The organism is Streptomyces sp. AJS327 (assembly GCF_013450295.1).
Lineage (GTDB): Bacteria > Actinomycetota > Actinomycetes > Streptomycetales > Streptomycetaceae > Streptomyces.
In genome coordinates, this window is the sequence record NZ_SKBR01000001.1 from 340,170 (window position 1) to 357,144 (window position 16,975).

Here is a 16,975-nt window from a genome sequence, read left to right on the forward strand (position 1 = left end):
GAGTTCCCGGACCCGGAGGGGTTCACGGAACCCGGAGGGGGTTCCAGCACGGCGCCCCGGGGCGGTCACCGCCCCGGGGCGCCGTCGCGCGCCGAGGTGGCTCTCCCCTCCCGGAAGTCCCGTGCTTATCCTGAGCGCCATGCTGACCATCACCCAGGAGCTGCACGACCAGATCGTGGCGCACGCCCGGCAGGACCACCCCGACGAGGCCTGCGGGGTCGTCGCGGGGCCGGCGGGCACCGGCCGCCCCGAGCGGTTCATCCCCATGCTGAACGCCGCGCGCTCGCCCACCTTCTACGAGTTCGACTCGGCCGATCTGCTCAGGCTCTACCGGGACATGGACGACCGGGACGAGGAGCCGGTCGTCATCTACCACTCGCACACCGCGACCGAGGCGTACCCCTCGCGGACCGACATCGGGCTCGCGAGCGAGCCGGGCGCCCACTACGTCCTGGTGTCGACCGCCGAGTGCGGGAACGAGGAGGGCCCCTTCACCTTCCGGTCGTATCGCATCGTGGATGGGGAAGTGACTGAGGAAGAGGTCCAGATCGTGGCCTCCTACTGATTCTGAGACGGTTCGGTCCGGAGCCTGAGATGACTCTGCGCATCCCGGACCGGGAATCGTTACGATGAGCCCATGGTTGTCCACGACGTGAGCGCATTCGAGAGGACCCCGGGCATGCTGCTCGTGGCGCGTCTGCACGTCGATCTCTGCCGGCTGGCCAGCGCCATGTGTCCCGCCCGCTGACCGCCGCGCGCACGTCCGCTCCAGCGCTCAGTCCAGGCCCCGGACCCCGCCCCCGCGGGGGAGGTCACCGTGCGTCCGGCGCACCGGTCCGTCCGGTGGCACTCTGCCGCGCGTCTGGAACGCTCCGCACGCATCCGCACGCAGCAGCCCCTCCGCACCCATTCCGACAGGAGCCCCCATGGCCATCGAGGTCCGCATCCCGACCATCCTCCGCACCTACACCGACGGTCAGAAGGCCGTCGCGGGCGAGGGCGCCACCCTCGCCGGACTCTTCGACGACCTGGACTCCCGGCACCCGGGCATCAAGGAGCGGCTGATGGACGGCGGCGAACTGCGCCGCTTCGTCAACGTCTACCTGAACGACGAGGACGTCCGGTTCATCAAGGGCATCGAGACGCCGCTGGACGACGGTGACAACGTGACCATCCTCCCGGCCGTCGCGGGCGGCAGCGCCGGGACCCCGGCGTCGTACGGCGGACCGCGCTGATGCGATTCGACTCGCCCCTGGCCGCCGTGGGCAACACCCCGCTGGTGTGTCTCCCGCGCCTCTCGCCCACGCCGGACGTCCGCGTCTGGGCGAAGCTGGAGGACCGGAACCCGACGGGATCGGTCAAGGACCGCCCCGCTCTGCACATGATCGAGCAGGCGGAGAAGGACGGGCGGCTCGCCCCGGGCCGCACCATCCTGGAGCCGACCTCCGGGAACACCGGGATCTCGCTGGCCATGGCGGCCAAGCTCAAGGGCTACCGGATCGTCTGCGTCATGCCGGAGAACACCAGCGAGGAGCGGCGCCAACTGCTCGCGATGTGGGGCGCGGAGATCATCCCGTCCCCGGCCGCCGGTGGCTCGAACACGGCGGTGCGGCGGGCGAAGGAGCTGGCCGCCGAGCACCCGGACTGGGTCATGCTCTACCAGTACGGCAACCCCGACAACGCCGGTGCGCACTACGCCACCACCGGCCCGGAGATCCTCGCCGACCTGCCCTCGGTGACGCACTTCGTCGCCGGACTCGGCACCACCGGCACGCTGATGGGCGTCGGCCGCTACCTGCGCGAACAGCGCCCCGAGGTGCGGATCGTCGCGGCCGAGCCGCGCTACGACGACCTGGTGTACGGGCTGCGGAACCTCGACGAGGGCTTCGTCCCGGAGCTGTACGACGAGTCCGTGCTCACCTCCCGCTTCTCCGTCGGCTCGGCGGACGCGGTACGCCGTACCCGCGAACTCCTCACCGAGGAGGGCATCTTCGCGGGCATCTCCACCGGCGCGGCACTGCACGCGGCGCTGGGCGTGGCCCGCAAGGCGGTGCGCGCGGAGGAACGGGCGGACATCGCCTTCGTGGTGGCGGACGGCGGCTGGAAGTACCTGTCGACCGGCGTCTACACCGCCGAGTCCACCGAGGCGGCCGTCGAGACGCTCCAGGGCCAACTCTGGGCCTGACCCCGCGTCCTGGCCTGACCCCGCGTCCTGGTACGCGGCGGTCAACTCGGGGCTGACGTCGGGGCGGTCAACCCCGGGACCGCCAACTCCCGGACCGACGCCGGACGGTCAACTCGGGTTGGCGCTGGGACAGCCAACTCCGGGACAGGCGCCGGGACGTGGGATCAGGTGACCTCCCGGGCGTCCCGTCCGGCACCCCGGCCCTCTGCCCGGACGTGTCGCCCGGGCCGGGCACCGGCGCCGCGAGCCGCTCCTGTGGCGTCCGCCGAACTCGTCGGCACGGCGCACCCCATGGGAGCGCTGGGGACGAACACCGGGGTGAGCCACCGGAGTTGCCCCCCGGATCCGGTGCTCGGGTCCGTCGCCGGGGCCCGCGGCAACGGGCCGGTGGCTGGCGTGGGTCCGCTCGCGGAGGTGGTCGCTCCGCTGTTCCGGGGCCCTCCCGGCATCCCGGGCCACTTCCCCCCGGCGGGTCACTCCTCCCAGGGCAGCGGGACCTGTTCGCCGTCCTGGTAGGCGGTCACCCTCTCCTCCCGCAGGCGAAGCCACAGGTCCGGCTGGCTCTCCTCGTACCAGCGCGGACAGCCGAAGAGGTCGCTATCGTCCGGCAGCCGCCCGGCCAGCCAGCGGAGGAGGTCGGACACCTCGACGTGCTGGTCGGGGTGGATCTCCCAGCGGCAGCTCAGCGCCCAGGGGTGCGACGCCTCCTCCCGGACGAGCGTGGATCCGCAGGCGCCGGGGATCCCGCCGCCGAGGTGCGGGGCGCCGCGCCGCCACGCGGGCTCCGGGAGACGCCGGACGACCCAGTCGCCCTCCTCATCCCACGCGACCGTCCCAGTAGTTGAGCCGAGCGTCTCACCGTACGAGTCAGCCCCCGAGCCAGGTCGTGGGCCGACCCCGAGCCAGCCCGTGGGCCAGCTCGCGAGCCGGTCCGTGCGTCGGTCGGGGCTGGTTCGGCCGGGGCTGGTTCTCCCGTCAGTCCGCGAGGTGCTCGACCTGTTCCCAGACCTCCGGCGGCAGTTCGCCCTCGCGGTGACGTAGGTCCCACAGCGGCAGTTCGCCGAGCCGTTCCGTCTCCACCCGGCCCGGGCACGGCCCGTGGCGTCCGGTGAGCGCCCCCGGCGGCAGCGGCACCGTCCCGGGGCGGTCCACTCGCGACTCCGCGCCGGATTCCGCGGCACTGACCCAGGCGACCCGTACGACCCCGCCGCCCACCGCGAGCACCAGACAGGGCCGCTCCCCGGGCTCCCGCGCCCGCTCTCCGAGCTCGGCCCGGCCCGTCCCGCGTCCCGTCCCGCGTCCCGTCCCGCGTCCTGTCTCGTGTCCCGTCCCGCGTCCTGTCTCGTGTCCCGTCTCGCGATCCGTCTCGCGGCCCGTGTCCCGGGCGGAGGGGGACCCGGAACCGTCCGGCGCTTCGGTCGTGCCCCGAGGAGACTCCGGCTCGCGGGCGGGGGCCCGCGCCCACCACAGCTCACCCGGCCGGGGCAGTGGGTCCGGAGGGCGGGCCCCCGGCGGTGGGCGTCTGCCGCGCGACGGACGGTTGAGCCGCCCGACCCCGTCCACCAACGCCGCAACCAGGGCCAGCACCACGACCGCGCCCAGCGCCAGCCACCAGGAGGTGTCCATACCGGCATCCGTCCCTTCCGGCGCGACCAGCCAGGCGGCCGTGGGGCCCTCGGCCGCACAAGATCCACGGGCTTCCGACGGTACCCCGCGCTGGTGATTCCGCCCACACCACAGCCGGACGGAGGAGCCAGCGCGACCCGCGCGGCTTACGCTCGGAAGTCCCGCCGAGAGAGACACCGGGGCCGCCCCGCTCCCGCTGCCGTCAACGGAGGTTCCGCTCCATGAAGCTCATCGTCGTCGGCTGCTCCGGGTCGTTCCCCTCTCCCGACTCGGCGTGCTCCAGCTACCTCGTCGAGGCCGACGGCTACCGGCTCCTGCTCGACATGGGCAACGGCGCCCTCGGCGCCCTCCAGCGCCACTGCGGCCTCTACGACCTGGACGCGGTGGCGCTCAGCCACCTCCACGCCGACCACTGCATCGACATGTGCGGGTACTTCGTCGCCCGCTACTACCGGCACGACGGCGGCCGTTGCCCGCAGATCCCGGTGTACGGGCCGGAGGGCACCGAGCGGCGGCTGGCGACCGCCTACGGCGACACCCCCCACGACACCGCCCTGAGCGAGGTGTTCGACTTCCGGACGCTCGCCCCGCGCGACCGCTTCGAGCTGGGCCCGTTCACCGTGCGCACCGAGCGGGTGGCGCACCCCGTGGAGGCGTACGCCTTCCGGATCGAACACCGTGCCACCGGACGGACGTTGGTCTACTCCGGCGACTCCGGGCCGAGCCGGGCGCTGGAGACGCTGGCCACCGGCGCCGACCTGTTCCTGTGCGAGGCGTCCTTCACGCACGGCAAGGAGAACATCCCGGACCTGCACCTGAACGGCCGGGAAGCGGGCGAACTCGCCGCGCGCGCCGGGGCCGGGCGGCTGGTACTCACCCACGTGCCGCCGTGGACGGACGGGCAGATCAACCTGCGGGACGCCAAGACCGTCTTCGACGGCCCGGTCGAACTGGCCCGTCCCGACGCGGTGTACGAGCTGTAGCCCGCCGCCCCACCAGCGCGACCGCCGAGGAACCGCCGGAGCCCGCGGGGGTCCGCGACGATGCGTCGTGGCCGCCGGGACCCGTGGGATCCGCGGGCCTGCCGCGACTCGCGTATCCACCGGGGCCGCACCGGGAGGCGCCGGACGCGCCGGGAGCCCGTGGGGCTGAGCCCCCTGCTGGGAACCCGGCCGAGGGCGATCGGCGAGGCGAGTCCCCGAACGGGGGCGGTCCGCCCGGGGGTCTCGGTGAGACGACCTCGGTGAGACGCCCCCCGCCGCGGGCGGCGCGCCCCGGCGCGCACCCGCCGGTGGGCTTACGGCCGGTACTGCTGCTTCTCCTGCTCCTCCGCCTCCTCCTCGGGCTCCCGCCCCGGCGTCGGCAGGTTCCACCGGACGATCGCGAAGCGGAAGATGACGTAGTAGACCACCGCGAAGCCGAGGCCGAGCAGCACCAGCAGCCAGGGCTTGGTGGCGATGCCGAGATTCAGCAGGAAGTCGATGGCGCCCGCCGAGAATCCGAACCCGTCCTTCGCGCCCAGCGCCCAGGCCACCGCCAGGGAGACACCGGTCAGCACCGCGTGGATCGCGTACAGCACCGGGGCGATGAACATGAAGCTGAACTCGATGGGTTCGGTGACCCCGGTGACGAACGCGGTGAGCGCCAGCGACAGCATCAGACCACCGACGGCCTTGCGGCGCTCGGGCCGCGCGCAGTGGTAGATCGCCAGACAGGCCGCGGGCAGCGCGAACATCATGATCGGGAAGAAGCCGGTCATGAACTGCCCGGCGGTGGGGTCGCCGTGCAGGAAGCGGGCGATGTCCCCGTGGTAGGTCGAGCCCTGGTCCTTCCAGGCGCCCGCCTGGAACCACGGGAACGAGTTGAGTAGGTGGTGCATCCCGACGGGGATGAGGGCCCGGTTCGCGACGCCGTAGATGCCCGCCCCGATCGAGCCCGAACCGACCAGCCACTCACCGAAGTTGTGCAGCCCGGTGCCGACCACCGGCCAGACGTAGCCGAAGATCACGCCGATGAGCAGCCCCGCGAAGGAGGACAGGATCGGCACCAGCCTGCGCCCGCCGAAGAACCCCAGCCAGTCGGGGAGCTTCTTGCGGTGGTAGCGCTGGTACAGCAGGGCCACCACGATGCCCATGACGACACCGCCGAGCACCCCGGCGTCCACCGGCGGCGCCACCTCGACGACCTTGCCGTCCCGCACTGCCTCGACCTTCGGCGCGCTGCCGTCCGTGAACGCCTCCAGCACGTTCTGGAAGACCAGGTAGCCGACCACGGCCGCCAGCCCGGTCGAACCGTCCGACCGCCGGGCGAAGCCCACCGCGATGCCGACCGCGAACAGCAGCGGCAGATTGTCCAGCAGCGCCCCGCCCCCCGCCGCCAGGAACTGGGCGATCCGGCCGATGGCCTGGGGGAAGTTGGGGCGGCCCAGCATGTCGTCCTGGCCGAGCCGGACCATCAGCGCCGCCGCCGGGAGGGTGGCGATCGGCAGCATCAGGCTCCGGCCGATGCGCTGGGCCACGGCCAGCGCGCGGGAGGCCCGGCCGCGCTCGTCGCCGTCCGGGGTACTCGGCGTGGACATCAGCTTCCTCCAGGGGGCCTTCCACGAGCGCGCCTCGGATACTGCTCCGCCGAGCGCGTCGCGGTGCGAGGACGTCGGGAACGTCGAGGACGTCGAAGACGACGGGGTGACGGGGTGACGGGACGACGAGATGGTGTGACGGTGACGGCGGCGTGACGGCGACAGCGGCGCGGTGAGGGCACCGGCGCTGCGCCGTGCCCACGACGTTGGCGCGATGCCGACTGCGGTGCTGTGACGCCGGCGGCGGTATGGGGGCGGTGGTGGTGCAGTGGCGACGGCGACAGCGTGGCGGCGAGAGCGGTGTCCCGACGCGGTCGGTGCGACGGCCGCGGTGCGGGGACAGGAGAGCGCGGACGGGGGAGCAGGGGACGGGGGGTGCGACGAGGGGGTATGTGGCCTGCGACGGGACACCCCGCCGTTCCGTACGGGCGAGGCCGCCCGCTCGCCTGGCCCTGTCCGTGGGACGCCGCCGACGCTGCCGACGATGGGTGGGGCCGGGGCGGGGCGATCGTGCCCGGTGCGCCGGTCGGGTGGCCGGACGGGGTGGGCTGCCCCGACGGGACGGCGGGGCACGGCCGCTCAGGGCGGACGTCCGCACCTTCGCGACGCCCACGCCCGGCGGCCCGGGCCCGCCCGTGCGTACGCCGCTACCGGCGGCTCGCCACGGTCGGTCCGCCACGGAAGCGGGTACGTCTCGGAACGGCTCATACTCGTGGTGTAGACCACCACGCGGTGCTCCGCACCTCGGGACGAGACCGGATACCGGGAGCGCGGATGGGCGTGCGCTACCGTGAAAAACGCCCGCCACCGCGTCCGTCCTCCGACCGGGGCCCCGTCCCCACCTGGGCGGGAGCGGAGCCGGAAACCCCCAACGACCCGACCCGCCGCGCTCCCCGCGCGTCGCGACGACCCGGGCCGAGAGACCAGGAGAAGCAGATGGCCAGCAAGGCTGAGAAGATCGTCGCCGGGCTCGGTGGACTGGAGAACATCCTTGAGGTCGAGGGCTGCATCACCCGGCTACGGACCGAGGTCGACAACCCGGGACTGGTGGACGAGGCAGCGCTGAAGGCCGCCGGGGCGCACGGCGTCGTCAAGATGGGTTCCGCCGTGCAGGTCGTCATCGGAACCGACGCCGATCCGATCGCCGGAGAGATCGCCGACCTTCTCTGAGAGCACCGATCTCGTCGGAGTGCGACGCACTCATGCGAGAGCGCCGCACTCCTCTGGGGGCGCTGCTCTCCTACCGGTGCGGCGACCTCCCGTAAGAGCGCCGCTCACCGGAAACCATCCCCCATCCCCAGCCGCCAGCTCCGCGCTCCCCGTGCCAGCTCCCAGTTTCCGGGCTCCCCGTTCAGCGCCCCAGCCGTGGCCTCCGGTCTCGGCTCCGGTGCCGGGCCGGTGCCGGGGCCCGGGGCTTCGTCCGTGCTGAGTGCCCGTCTGGCCCGGCTAGGCTCGTGCCATGTCACGTATCGACGGTCGGACGGCCGACCAGCTGCGCCCCATCGGCATTGAACGGGACTGGAGCAAGCACGCCGAAGGCTCGGTGCTGGTGTCCTTCGGGGACACCAGGGTGCTGTGCACCGCGAGCCTGACCGAGGGCGTCCCACGGTGGCGGAAGGGCAGTGGGGAGGGCTGGGTCACCGCCGAGTACGCGATGCTGCCCCGGTCGACCAACACCCGGGGCGACCGCGAGTCCGTCCGCGGCAAGATCGGCGGGCGCACGCACGAGATCTCCCGGCTGATCGGGCGTTCGCTCCGCGCGGTGGTGGACTTCAAGGCGCTCGGCGAGAACACCGTGGTGCTCGACTGCGACGTCCTCCAGGCCGACGGCGGTACCCGGACGGCGGCGATCACCGGCGCCTACGTCGCACTGGCCGACGCGGTGGCCTGGGCCCAGCGGAAGAAGCTCGTCAAGGCCAAGTTCCAGCCGCTCACCGGAACCGTCTCGGCGGTCAGTGTCGGCATCGTGGACGGGGAGCCGCTGCTCGACCTGCGTTACGAGGAGGACGTGCGGGCCGACACGGACATGAACGTGGTCTGCACGGGCGACGGCAGGTTCGTCGAGGTCCAGGGGACGGCGGAGGCCGAGCCCTTCTCCCGCTCCGAACTCGACACCCTGCTCGATCTGGCGGCCACCGGGTGCGCCCAACTCGACGCTGCCCAGCGCGAGGCGCTCGGGCGATAATGCGTTTCCGGTGAGCGTGGCCGAGGTCATCGCGGACAGCGGCAACTCCGGACGCGTCTCACTCGTCTGTACAGATGCGGGCCGCGTGGGTCGAACCACGCGGCCCGTCCATATCGAGAGGGGTGCTGTGCGCCGTTCGAAGATAGTCGGCGTGGTACTGACCGCGTCCGCCATACCCCTGGTGCTCGCCTGTAGCGCCGTGGAGAAGGCGCTGGACTGCGGAAAGACCGCCCTGGTGGTGGCCGAGGCGGCCGATGACCTCCAGCGGGCGGTGTCCGACGCCACCGAGGACCCGACCGAGGCGCGGGAGTCGCTGGACCGTATCGACCGCAACCTGGAGAAGATCTCCGACGAGACGGACGACGCGGACGTCGGGAAGGCGGTGGAGAGCCTGGAGTCCGCCGTGCAGAGCGTCCGGCAGGACCTGAAGCAGGGCGACACCCCGAAGGCGGGACCGGTCGGCGACGCGGCCGACGATCTCACCGCCGTCTGCAAACCGGGCTGATCGGGCTGACTCGGCTGATCGGGCTCGACCGGGCTGATCGGGCTTGACCGGGTTGACCAGCCGACCGGCTGACGTCGCCCCGACTGCTCCTTCGCGGCCGCCGTGTCCGGGCCGTCATCCGGGGCCGTCACCTCCCGGCCGCCGCCTCCACCCGGGGAGCGGCGGCCACCTCTCCGTGCCCGACCCTGGCGTACGCGGGCTCCCACGCACGAGGTCGGGCAGGCTCGGCCGTTCTGCCCAAGTTCCCTGGCGGGCGGCCGCGTTCCTCTCCCCTTCCCGTGACCCGGGACCGCCTCCGGCCGGGACGGGGACGGGACGGGGCGGTGAGCCGCCGGTACGTGCGGCGGGATAATCGCCGTATGAGTACCGCACGCCTGATCCTCGCCACCCGCAACGCCCACAAGGTCACCGAGCTGCGGGCGATCCTCGCCGACGCCGGGCTCGACTTCGAGCTGGTGGGCGCGGACGCCTACCCGGAGATCCCGGACGTCCGGGAGACCGGCGTCACCTTCGCGGAGAACGCCCTGCTGAAGGCGCACACCCTGGCCAGTGCCACGGGACTGCCCGCCGTGGCCGATGACTCCGGCCTCAGCGTCGACGTGCTCGGCGGCGCCCCCGGCATCTTCTCCGCCCGCTGGGCGGGGACGCACGGCGATGACCGGGCCAACCTCGAACTGCTCCTCGCCCAGCTGGGCGACATCGAAGAGCCGCACCGGGGCGCGCACTTCGCCTGTGCCGCCGCGCTCGCCCTGCCGGACGGCACCGAGCGGGTGGTGGAGGGGCGGCTGACGGGCACGCTCCGGCACGCCCCGGCGGGCAGCGGCGGATTCGGATACGACCCGATCCTCCAGCCGCTCGGGGAGACCCGTACGTGCGCCGAGATGCCGGCCGAGGAGAAGAACGCGATCAGTCACCGTGGCGAGGCGTTCCGGGCGCTGGCCCCCGTCATCAAGGAACTGCTCAACTGACCCCGGAGTACCCGGAGTACTGGAAGTACTGGAAGTACTGGAAGTACTGGGAGTCCCGTGGCACCGGAAGTACCGGGGGAGTACCCGGAGTTGGAATCCCTGAGTTCCAGGGCCGGCGAGTTCGGTGTCCGGAGAGTTGCGGGAGCCGGTGAGTCGGGGTCCGGTGGGTTGGGGGTCCGGTGGGTTGGGGAACCCTGCCGTTCCTGGTCGCGGGTCTCCGGTCCGTGGCGTTGGCTCCCCGTATCCGTCTGCGTCTCCATCACCCCACCCGTGACCCCGACTTCACCATCGCGGGCCCGGCCGCGACTCCGCTCGTCGCCGTGTCCCGTCCGTGAGCCTGGCTCGTCGTCGTGAACCCGGTTCGTGAACTCGGGTTCACCGGCTTGGTGTTGCGGGACGGGGGGCTTCGAGTCGGGGTAACGGTCGGTGCGACGGGTGTCATGTGGTGGGGGGTTGGCCGGGGTGTGCGGTGGCGCCGAGTACCCGCAGGACCGAGACGCGCAGGGCGGCGGCCGCCGCGTCGTGGGTCATCCGCCCGGAGGCGGCTTCCTCGCCCGCCGCGTGCCCCAGCGCCACCACGGTCGCCGCGAGCCAGGACGGGGTCTGCGAGGCGTCGAACTCCCCGGCGTGCTGGCCGCGTTCGATCAGCCGGACCAGCCGGTCGGTGACGGGTTCGTGGCGGCTCCGGTCGATCTCGCGGGCGGCGGGCAGCGTGGCGGCCTGGTGGATGACCGGGTGCCGTTCGCTCAGCCGCCAGCTGGTGTCCAGCAGCCGTAGCAGGGCGTCGGGGGCCGGGCCGCTGTCGAGTGCGGCCGCGTCCATCGCGGTGACCGCCTCCTCGGTCAGCCGGTCCATGACGGCGATCAGCAGCTCCTCGCGGGAGCGGTAGTGGGCGTAGACGGTCTGGCGGGTGACGTTCGCCGTGCGCGCGACGGCGGCCATCCCCGCGTCGGGCTGCTCGGCGAACAGCCGGATCGCCGCGTCGAGTACGGCGGTTCTGCTGCGTTCGGCGTCGGCCCGGCGGCGGCGCTCGGGTACCTCGGACGACATCAGTTCATACACCCTTGTCAATTTTCTTGGTGCTGCATACCTTACAGAGGTGTCAATGATCGTAGCGGGGTACGGCCCCGCCGGATCGACGGGAGCCCCGTGAGATCCCTCGCGTCACTACCCCCCGACCGTTTCGTCGCCGCGTTCTTCGCCTCCTTCACCGAGGAGGTGGTCCACGGCGACCAGCCGCCCGAGGAGGCGATGCGCCGCTACTACACCCCGGACATCATCCAGTTGTCCGACGGTGTCCCGCTCGACTGGGAGCGCCTGGTCGCGCACGTCCGTCCGGTCCGCAGAAACCTCGTCGAGGCCCGGTACGAGGTGCACGAGGCCATGGCGGACGGCCAGCGGATCGCCGCCCGCCTCACCATCCACGCCCGGATGCGCAAACGGGACGTGGCCACGCAGGTGCACCTGTTCGCCGAGTTCACCCCCGAGGGGCTGATGCGTCGCTCCGTACAGCTGACCAGGGCCCTCCCCGACGAACCCCCGGCGGAGGAGGACCAGTTGGAGAGCCACGACCGCGCCGCCTCGTACGCGGACAACCCGCCGTACGCGGACAACCCGAGGGGCGCGGACGAAGCGCTGGAGGCGGGCGACCCGACGGGCGCGGGCGAACGGGGTGACACGGGCGACGAGGGGAGCCAGAGGTGTCGGACGGAGGGATCGCGGTGATCACGTCCCGCTATGCCGTCGACGGGATGGCCTGCGCGCACTGCGTGGGGTTCCTGACCGACGAGATCGAGCGGATCAACGGCGTCCGCGACGTCACGGTGGACGTGCGGGGCGGAACCGTCATCGTCACCAGCGAACGCCAACTCGACCCGGACGAGGTGCGTGACGCGGTCGAGGACGCCGGGTACGAGGTCAGCCGGAACTGACCGGCACCCGGGGGCTGCCGGAGGAGGGGAGCCCCCGGGCCGACAGGGGATTCGCGGTGCGCGAGGGGGGACTCGAACCCCCACGTCCGAAGACACCGGCACCTAAAGCCGTCCCGTCTACCAATTCCGGCACTCGCGCGTTCCGGCATCGTACTGCGGCCCCCGCCGTGCGGCGAAGCCCGGCCCGGACCGGTGCGAGCGTCCGCCCGCTCCGGTTCCCTCCCGGCACCGTTCCCGGGTTCCTCCCGGTGCGGTTCACGGTTCCGTCCCCCGGGGTCGCTCTGCTCCGGGTTCGGACACGGACCCGAGCCGCTCCCGTCCCACCGCCCCAGACCCGCTGTCCCGCCCCAGACCCGTCCCAGACCCGCCCCGTTCCGTCTCGTCCCGGCTGTTCCGGTGCGGATCGGTCCTGCCGGGTTCAGACGCCGAGGAGGTGGGTGGCGGTGTGGATAGCGAGCCCGGCCAGCGCGCCGACCACCGTGCCGTTGATCCGGATGAACTGGAGGTCGCGGCCGATGTGCGCCTCGATCTTCTTGGAGGTGTGCTCGGCGTCCCAGCTCGCGACGGTCTCGGTGATCAGCGAGGTGATCTCGTTCCGGTAGGTGGTGACGAGGTGGACGGCCGCCCCCTCCACCCAGCCGTCGACCTTCCCCTGGAGACGGCCGTCCCGCTCCAGTCGCATGCCCAGCGCGAGCAGCGCGGTGCGGGCTCGCAGCCGCAACTCGCTCTGCTCGTCCTCCGCCGCCGCCACGAGCATGGAGCGGACGGCGCCCCAGGCCGAGGCGATCAGGTCCTGCACCTCGTCCCGGGCGAGCACCTCGTTCTTCAGCCGCTCCACACGGGCCCGGGTCGCCGGGTCCTCGCGCAGGTCGCGGGCGAAGTCGGTGAGGAACCGGTCGACGGCGGCGCGCGCCGGGTGCCCCGGCATGTCCCGCATCTCGGTGACGAAGCGGAGCAGTTCGCGGTAGACCCGCTCACCGACCTTCCGGTCCACGAACCGGGGGGTCCAGCCGGGGGCGCCGCCGGTCACCGCGCCCATCACCGAGTCGCCGTGCTCCTCCAGCCACTCCGCCGCGCGGGCGCACACCAGGTCCACCAGACGCCGGTGGCCGCCGTCCGCGACGACCCGTTCCAGCAGCGCGCCCAGCCCCGGTGCGACCTCCTGGGCCCGCGCCCGGCGCGTGATCGCCTCGCTCACCACCGCCTGTACGTCGGAGTCGCGCAGCACGGTGAGCGCTCCGCGCAGCGCCGTCGACAGCTCCTGGGTGACCCGGTCGGCGTGCGCGGGCTGGGCGAGCCAGGCGCCCGCCCGGGAACCGATGCCGACCGCGCGCAGCCGCTGGCGTACGACCTCGTCGGAGAGGAAGTTCTCGCCGACGAACTCCCCCAGGCTGTGCCCCAGTTGGTCCTTCTTGGTGGGGATGATCGCGGTGTGCGGGATCGGCAGCCCCATCGGGTGCCGGAAGAGCGCGGTGACCGCGAACCAGTCCGCCAGCGCGCCCACCATCCCGGCCTCCGCCGCTGCCGCGACGAACCCGGCCCAGGCCCCCGCCCCGGAGTTCTCGGCCCAGGTGGCGAAGACGTAGACCACGGCCATGAAGCCGAGCGCGCCCGTCGCGATGGTCTTCATCCGGCGTACGCCGCGCCGCCGTTCCGCGTCGGCGGGGGAGAACCCCCCGGAGCCGCCCGGCCCCCGGGGAGCCCCCGGACCTCCGGGACCGTCCGCGCCTCCGGAACCTCCGGAACGACCCGAACCGCCCGGTCCCCGGGGGCCGCCCGAGTCCCCGGGGGCGTCGGGGCCGCCGGGCCCGCCGGGAGGGCCGGGGATGGCTGTGTGGCGCGTGCCGGTGGCCGCGTCCGTGCCCGGGGTCGTCCGCTGCGGGGAGACCTCCAGCTCGTCCCGTTCCATCCGTTCCACCGTTCCGCGCCCGCGAGGGCGGCTTGCCGTTCCGCGTCGTTCCAGTCCTGTCACGGGCGTTCGCGCTCCGTCCCGACGGCGGGCCGCCCGTGCGGGCCGGGCCCGGTCGAGTGCGGCCCGGGGAGCCATTCTCGCCCGTCGCCCGCGCGATCCCCGGAGACGGGCCTCCCGCGCGATCCCCGCGACGGCCCGGACGCGAGGCGGTGCGAGGCGCGCGGCCAGGCGGGCCGGGCCGGGTTGGGCGGTCGGGTGGGAACGGGGGCGGGCCGGGCCGGGCGACCCGCGCGCGGGCGGGTGCCGCCTCGCGTTTCCGGGTACCGGGCAGCCGTCTGTGGGGGCGTCGGGTGGGCGCGGGGCGTGACCGGAGGCGGGCCGTGCGGGGGCCAGAGGCGCCGTAGGTCACCGTATTGTCGCAACGTTCGGGGGAGCGGAACGTGGCACGCGTAGCTGGCGTCTGTCTCTGCGGATGACGTGGTGGCCGACTCGGCCATGACGAGTGGACGACCCGTGGTGCGGCGGTCGTTGGCGGTCCGCCGGGGGGTGGGCGCTCGATGACGCGGTGGCCCGGGGGTGGCGTCCGGTCGTCGTTGTCCGGACGGCCCGGACGGCCCGCGCGAGGGGGCCGCCGACCTGTGTCGGCGGTGTGGCGCGTGGCCGAACGCGGCGGTGCGGAGAGCGACGTCACCGCCCGGATTGTCGGGCCCTTGCGAAAACGGGGACCGACTCATGGGATCATGAGACCGCCGAACACTTCGGAGCCTCGGGCTCCGCCAGCCCGAGGGGAATCACCGCGCATGACCAGGAATATGGGTTATGCCCTGCTCGCCGGACTCGCGGCGATCGTGGTCCTGGTCTCCACGGCCATCTTCATCGGGGTCGGAGGGAAGGACGAGTCGCTCGACGCCATGTCACCCAGCGGGCGCAACCCGGCGGCGCCCGCCTCTTCCGGCAAGTGGGTCGGCACCTGGGGGGCACCGGCCGTCGCGGCCGAGCCCAAGACCAGGGACGGCTTCGCCGACACCTCGATACGGAACGTCGTACACACCTCGGTCGGCGGTACCGGCGCCCGTATCGAACTGTCCAACCTCTACGGCAACCGCCCCCTGACCATCACGCACGCGACGCTCGCGCTCGCCGCCGCCCCCAGCAACCCCACCGCCGCCAGCGGCAGCATGCGGCGGCTCAGCTTCGGGAACAAGCGGTCGGTGACCATTCCGGCGGGCGAGGCCGTCACCAGCGACGCGGTCCGGCTGAACGTGCCGCACGCGGCGGACCTGCTCGTCACCACGTACTCCCCGACGCCCTCCGGCCCGGTGACATACCACCCCTACGCGCGGCAGACCAGCTACGTCGCGGAGGGGGACCGGGCCTCGGAGGCGGCCGGTTCCGCGTTCACCCAGCAGAGCCCGTACTGGCGCTACCTGACCGGGGTGGATGTGTGGAGCGCCGAGACCGAGGGCGCCGTCGCGGTGATGGGCGACTCCATCACCGACGGCATCACCTCCAGTCCCGGCGCCAACCGTCGGTGGACGGACTTCCTCGCCGAGCGGCTGCGCAACGAGCGCGGCGCCCCCCGGTACTCGGTGCTCAACGGAGGCATCAGCGGGAACCGGGTGCTCGTCAACGGCAGCAAGTTCTCACCGAACAACGGGCCCAGTGGGATCAGTCGGCTGGAGCGAGACGTACTGTCACGCACCGGCGTCAAGGCGGTCGTCATCGAGATGGGCCTCAACGACATCATCAAGATCCCGCGACAGCGCGACCCCGAGCGCATCATCGAGGGCCTGCGCAAGCTGGAACGCGAGGCGCGCGCACGGGGGTTGAGGGTGGTCGGCTCCACGCTGACACCGTTCGGCGGCCACCGTGGCTACCGCCCCCGTCTGGAGTCGGTCCGGCAGCAGGTCAACGAGGCGATCCGGTCCGGCAAGGTCTACGAGCACGTCGTCGACTTCGACGCGGCCCTGCGCGATCCGGCCAACCCCCGGCGGCTGCGCCCCGCTTACGACTCGGGCGACCACCTGCACCCGAGCGACAACGGTTACCGGGCGATGGCCGAGGCCCTGGAACTCAAGCAGTTGAAGGGTTCCACCCCCGCCAAGCTGTAGTGCGCACCGTCCCGTTCGCGTCCGAGCCCCCGCCAACTCCGCCCAGCTCCGCCTGGCCGTTTCCCGCCCCGGTGGTCCGGCCAACTCCGCTGTGGGCCCGGCTGGTCGGTCCTCGCTCCGGGGGTGCCGCCAACCGGTCCGGTTCAGTGGGGTGTTGGGATCGGGTGAGCGGCCAGGAAGGCCAGGACGGCGTCCGTGGCCTCCCGGCGGTGCTCCAGGAAGTAGGCGTGGCGGGCCCCGTCGAGCAGGCGCAGGGTCGCCCCGGGGACGCGGGCGGCGAGCCGCTCCCCGTTGGCGGGTGGGGTCATCCGGTCGTCGGTGCCGTGCAGCACCAGGGTCGGTGCGCTGACGTGCGGCAGTCCCGCCCACGCGTCGTGCTGGGCGCTGGCCCGGCGGTGCGCGAGCCTCGCGTGGTCGCTCATCGAGCTGTCGCCCAACACCGGGAGCGGACCCGGGTGTTGGCGTCGCCACCGCTCACCGACCATCAGGCCGGTGAGGAACTCGCCCGTGGTGTCCTTGCCGAGCGCGGCGAGGACGTCCCGTTCGGTCGGGACTCTTCCGGCCCCGCCGCCGCTGGTGCACCCCAGGACGAGCGCCCCGACGCGTTCGGGGTGGTCGACGGCGACCCACTGGGCGATCCGGCCGCCCATCGAGGTGCCGTACACGTGGGCGCGGGCGAGGCCGAGCGCGTCGAGCACCGCGATCACGTCCCGGGCGAAGCGCCGGGTGCTCCACTCGGCGTCCCGTGGGCTGTCACTGCTACCGGTGCCGAGACAGTCGAGGGTGATGGTCGTGTAAGCCGCCGTGTAGTCCGCGCGCACGGGGTCCCACCAGTGGCGGGAGTTGGCCTGACCGGCGAGCAGCACGAGGGGTTCGCCGGTACCGGCGGTGTCGAAGCCGATACGGGCTCCGTCGGTCGCCGTGGCGTGCTGGCCCGGGGGCGTCGGGGCGGTGGACACGTCGGTCGGTCCTTT

General features: G+C 73.0%; 19 protein-coding genes and 1 tRNA gene. 13 read left to right on the forward strand and 7 right to left on the reverse strand.

The features are described 5' to 3' along the window. Positions 1-139: 139 nt before the first annotated feature. The 4 genes from E0L36_RS01245 (at position 140) to E0L36_RS01255 (ending at position 2,185) form a co-directional block, all read left to right on the forward strand. Positions 140-565, forward strand: a complete 426-nt coding sequence (locus E0L36_RS01245) for a Mov34/MPN/PAD-1 family protein (RefSeq protein WP_180926996.1) — start codon at positions 140-142, stop codon at positions 563-565. 72 nt (positions 566-637) lie between these two features. Continuing rightward, a complete protein-coding gene (locus E0L36_RS28420; protein ID WP_374705470.1) occupies positions 638-748 on the forward strand; it encodes a putative leader peptide in 111 nt (36 codons plus the stop codon). A gap of 178 nt (positions 749-926) precedes the next feature. Then, positions 927-1,235, forward strand: coding sequence for a MoaD/ThiS family protein (locus E0L36_RS01250; protein ID WP_180926997.1), 309 nt, complete (start codon positions 927-929; stop codon positions 1,233-1,235). After that, entirely contained in the window at positions 1,235-2,185 is a 951-nt protein-coding gene (locus E0L36_RS01255; protein ID WP_180926998.1) for a PLP-dependent cysteine synthase family protein, read from the forward strand. Before E0L36_RS01250 ends, E0L36_RS01255 begins: the two co-directional genes overlap by 1 nt. A gap of 473 nt (positions 2,186-2,658) precedes the next feature. On the opposite strand, the gene E0L36_RS01260 is transcribed toward E0L36_RS01255, so the two are convergent. Both E0L36_RS01260 and E0L36_RS28425 read right to left on the reverse strand, forming a co-directional pair. After that, complete coding sequence (locus E0L36_RS01260; protein WP_180926999.1) at positions 2,659-2,829, reverse strand: hypothetical protein; 171 nt, start codon at positions 2,827-2,829, stop codon at positions 2,659-2,661. Positions 2,830-3,160: 331 nt separating this feature from the next. Then, positions 3,161-3,811, reverse strand: a complete 651-nt coding sequence (locus tag E0L36_RS28425) for a hypothetical protein (RefSeq protein ID WP_374705471.1) — start codon at positions 3,809-3,811, stop codon at positions 3,161-3,163. A 221-nt stretch (positions 3,812-4,032) separates the two neighbouring features. On the opposite strand from E0L36_RS28425, the gene E0L36_RS01270 reads away from it, so the two are divergent. Then, positions 4,033-4,794 (forward strand): MBL fold metallo-hydrolase, encoded by a 762-nt coding sequence (locus E0L36_RS01270; RefSeq protein ID WP_180927000.1) that lies wholly within the window; start codon positions 4,033-4,035, stop codon positions 4,792-4,794. A 314-nt stretch (positions 4,795-5,108) separates the two neighbouring features. Here E0L36_RS01270 and E0L36_RS01275 read toward each other — a convergent pair whose 3' ends face one another. Further along, on the reverse strand, positions 5,109-6,389 hold the full coding sequence (locus E0L36_RS01275) for a PTS transporter subunit EIIC (RefSeq protein ID WP_180927001.1): 1,281 nt from the start codon (positions 6,387-6,389) through the stop codon (positions 5,109-5,111). On the opposite strand from E0L36_RS01275, the gene E0L36_RS27295 reads away from it, so the two are divergent. The 5 genes from E0L36_RS27295 (at position 6,382) to rdgB (ending at position 10,047) form a co-directional block, all read left to right on the forward strand. Beyond that, complete coding sequence (locus E0L36_RS27295; RefSeq protein ID WP_258015855.1) at positions 6,382-6,507, forward strand: hypothetical protein; 126 nt, start codon at positions 6,382-6,384, stop codon at positions 6,505-6,507. The two genes, E0L36_RS01275 and E0L36_RS27295, sit on opposite strands and share 8 nt — an antisense overlap. An 818-nt stretch (positions 6,508-7,325) precedes the next feature. Next, positions 7,326-7,559 carry a glucose PTS transporter subunit EIIB gene (locus E0L36_RS01280; RefSeq protein WP_180927002.1) on the forward strand — a complete coding sequence of 78 codons (234 nt, stop codon included), beginning with the start codon at positions 7,326-7,328 and terminating at the stop codon, positions 7,557-7,559. A gap of 289 nt (positions 7,560-7,848) precedes the next feature. Next, a complete protein-coding gene (gene rph / locus E0L36_RS01285; protein ID WP_180927003.1) occupies positions 7,849-8,574 on the forward strand; it encodes a ribonuclease PH in 726 nt (241 codons plus the stop codon). 127 nt (positions 8,575-8,701) lie between these two features. Continuing rightward, positions 8,702-9,079 (forward strand): hypothetical protein, encoded by a 378-nt coding sequence (locus tag E0L36_RS01290; protein WP_180927004.1) that lies wholly within the window; start codon positions 8,702-8,704, stop codon positions 9,077-9,079. 359 nt (positions 9,080-9,438) lie between these two features. Beyond that, positions 9,439-10,047: an RdgB/HAM1 family non-canonical purine NTP pyrophosphatase gene (gene rdgB / locus E0L36_RS01295; RefSeq protein WP_180927005.1), complete on the forward strand. Its 609-nt coding sequence runs from the start codon at positions 9,439-9,441 to the stop codon at positions 10,045-10,047. 438 nt (positions 10,048-10,485) lie between these two features. Here rdgB and E0L36_RS01300 read toward each other — a convergent pair whose 3' ends face one another. After that, positions 10,486-11,097: a TetR/AcrR family transcriptional regulator gene (locus tag E0L36_RS01300; RefSeq protein ID WP_180927006.1), complete on the reverse strand. Its 612-nt coding sequence runs from the start codon at positions 11,095-11,097 to the stop codon at positions 10,486-10,488. Between the two features lie 99 nt (positions 11,098-11,196). Between E0L36_RS01300 and E0L36_RS01305 the strand changes: the two genes are divergently transcribed. Both E0L36_RS01305 and E0L36_RS01310 read left to right on the forward strand, forming a co-directional pair. Further along, positions 11,197-11,772 (forward strand): nuclear transport factor 2 family protein, encoded by a 576-nt coding sequence (locus tag E0L36_RS01305; protein ID WP_219636065.1) that lies wholly within the window; start codon positions 11,197-11,199, stop codon positions 11,770-11,772. Beyond that, positions 11,748-11,978 carry a heavy-metal-associated domain-containing protein gene (locus E0L36_RS01310; RefSeq protein ID WP_219636066.1) on the forward strand — a complete coding sequence of 77 codons (231 nt, stop codon included), beginning with the start codon at positions 11,748-11,750 and terminating at the stop codon, positions 11,976-11,978. Before E0L36_RS01305 ends, E0L36_RS01310 begins: the two co-directional genes overlap by 25 nt. 57 nt (positions 11,979-12,035) lie before the next feature. On the opposite strand, the gene E0L36_RS01315 is transcribed toward E0L36_RS01310, so the two are convergent. Together E0L36_RS01315 and E0L36_RS01320 are read right to left on the reverse strand one after the other, a co-directional pair. Continuing rightward, positions 12,036-12,117, reverse strand: a tRNA-Leu gene (locus E0L36_RS01315). A 279-nt stretch (positions 12,118-12,396) separates the two neighbouring features. Continuing rightward, a complete protein-coding gene (locus E0L36_RS01320; RefSeq protein WP_374705472.1) occupies positions 12,397-14,025 on the reverse strand; it encodes a DUF445 domain-containing protein in 1,629 nt (542 codons plus the stop codon). Positions 14,026-14,690: 665 nt separating this feature from the next. On the opposite strand from E0L36_RS01320, the gene E0L36_RS01325 reads away from it, so the two are divergent. Next, a complete protein-coding gene (locus E0L36_RS01325; RefSeq protein WP_258015856.1) occupies positions 14,691-16,001 on the forward strand; it encodes an SGNH/GDSL hydrolase family protein in 1,311 nt (436 codons plus the stop codon). Between the two features lie 143 nt (positions 16,002-16,144). Here the strand turns inward: E0L36_RS01325 and E0L36_RS01330 are convergent, their stop codons facing one another. Then, positions 16,145-16,960 carry an alpha/beta fold hydrolase gene (locus tag E0L36_RS01330; RefSeq protein WP_180927008.1) on the reverse strand — a complete coding sequence of 272 codons (816 nt, stop codon included), beginning with the start codon at positions 16,958-16,960 and terminating at the stop codon, positions 16,145-16,147. Between the last annotated feature and the right edge of the window lie 15 nt (positions 16,961-16,975).

What these genes read in the sequence shown, in the direction of transcription:
- E0L36_RS01245 (WP_180926996.1), top strand. Translation starts at nt 140, where the DNA reads ATGCTGACCATCACCCAGGAGCTGCACGACCAGATCGTGGCGCACGCC.
- E0L36_RS28420 (WP_374705470.1), top strand. Translation starts at nt 638, where the DNA reads ATGGTTGTCCACGACGTGAGCGCATTCGAGAGGACCCCGGGCATGCTG.
- E0L36_RS01250 (WP_180926997.1), top strand. Translation starts at nt 927, where the DNA reads ATGGCCATCGAGGTCCGCATCCCGACCATCCTCCGCACCTACACCGAC.
- E0L36_RS01255 (WP_180926998.1), top strand. Translation starts at nt 1,235, where the DNA reads ATGCGATTCGACTCGCCCCTGGCCGCCGTGGGCAACACCCCGCTGGTG.
- E0L36_RS28425 (WP_374705471.1), bottom strand. Translation starts at nt 3,811, where the DNA reads ATGGACACCTCCTGGTGGCTGGCGCTGGGCGCGGTCGTGGTGCTGGCC.
- E0L36_RS01270 (WP_180927000.1), top strand. Translation starts at nt 4,033, where the DNA reads ATGAAGCTCATCGTCGTCGGCTGCTCCGGGTCGTTCCCCTCTCCCGAC.
- E0L36_RS01275 (WP_180927001.1), bottom strand. Translation starts at nt 6,389, where the DNA reads ATGTCCACGCCGAGTACCCCGGACGGCGACGAGCGCGGCCGGGCCTCC.
- E0L36_RS01280 (WP_180927002.1), top strand. Translation starts at nt 7,326, where the DNA reads ATGGCCAGCAAGGCTGAGAAGATCGTCGCCGGGCTCGGTGGACTGGAG.
- rph (WP_180927003.1), top strand. Translation starts at nt 7,849, where the DNA reads ATGTCACGTATCGACGGTCGGACGGCCGACCAGCTGCGCCCCATCGGC.
- rdgB (WP_180927005.1), top strand. Translation starts at nt 9,439, where the DNA reads ATGAGTACCGCACGCCTGATCCTCGCCACCCGCAACGCCCACAAGGTC.
- E0L36_RS01300 (WP_180927006.1), bottom strand. Translation starts at nt 11,097, where the DNA reads ATGTCGTCCGAGGTACCCGAGCGCCGCCGCCGGGCCGACGCCGAACGC.
- E0L36_RS01320 (WP_374705472.1), bottom strand. Translation starts at nt 14,025, where the DNA reads ATGGCTCCCCGGGCCGCACTCGACCGGGCCCGGCCCGCACGGGCGGCC.
- E0L36_RS01325 (WP_258015856.1), top strand. Translation starts at nt 14,691, where the DNA reads ATGACCAGGAATATGGGTTATGCCCTGCTCGCCGGACTCGCGGCGATC.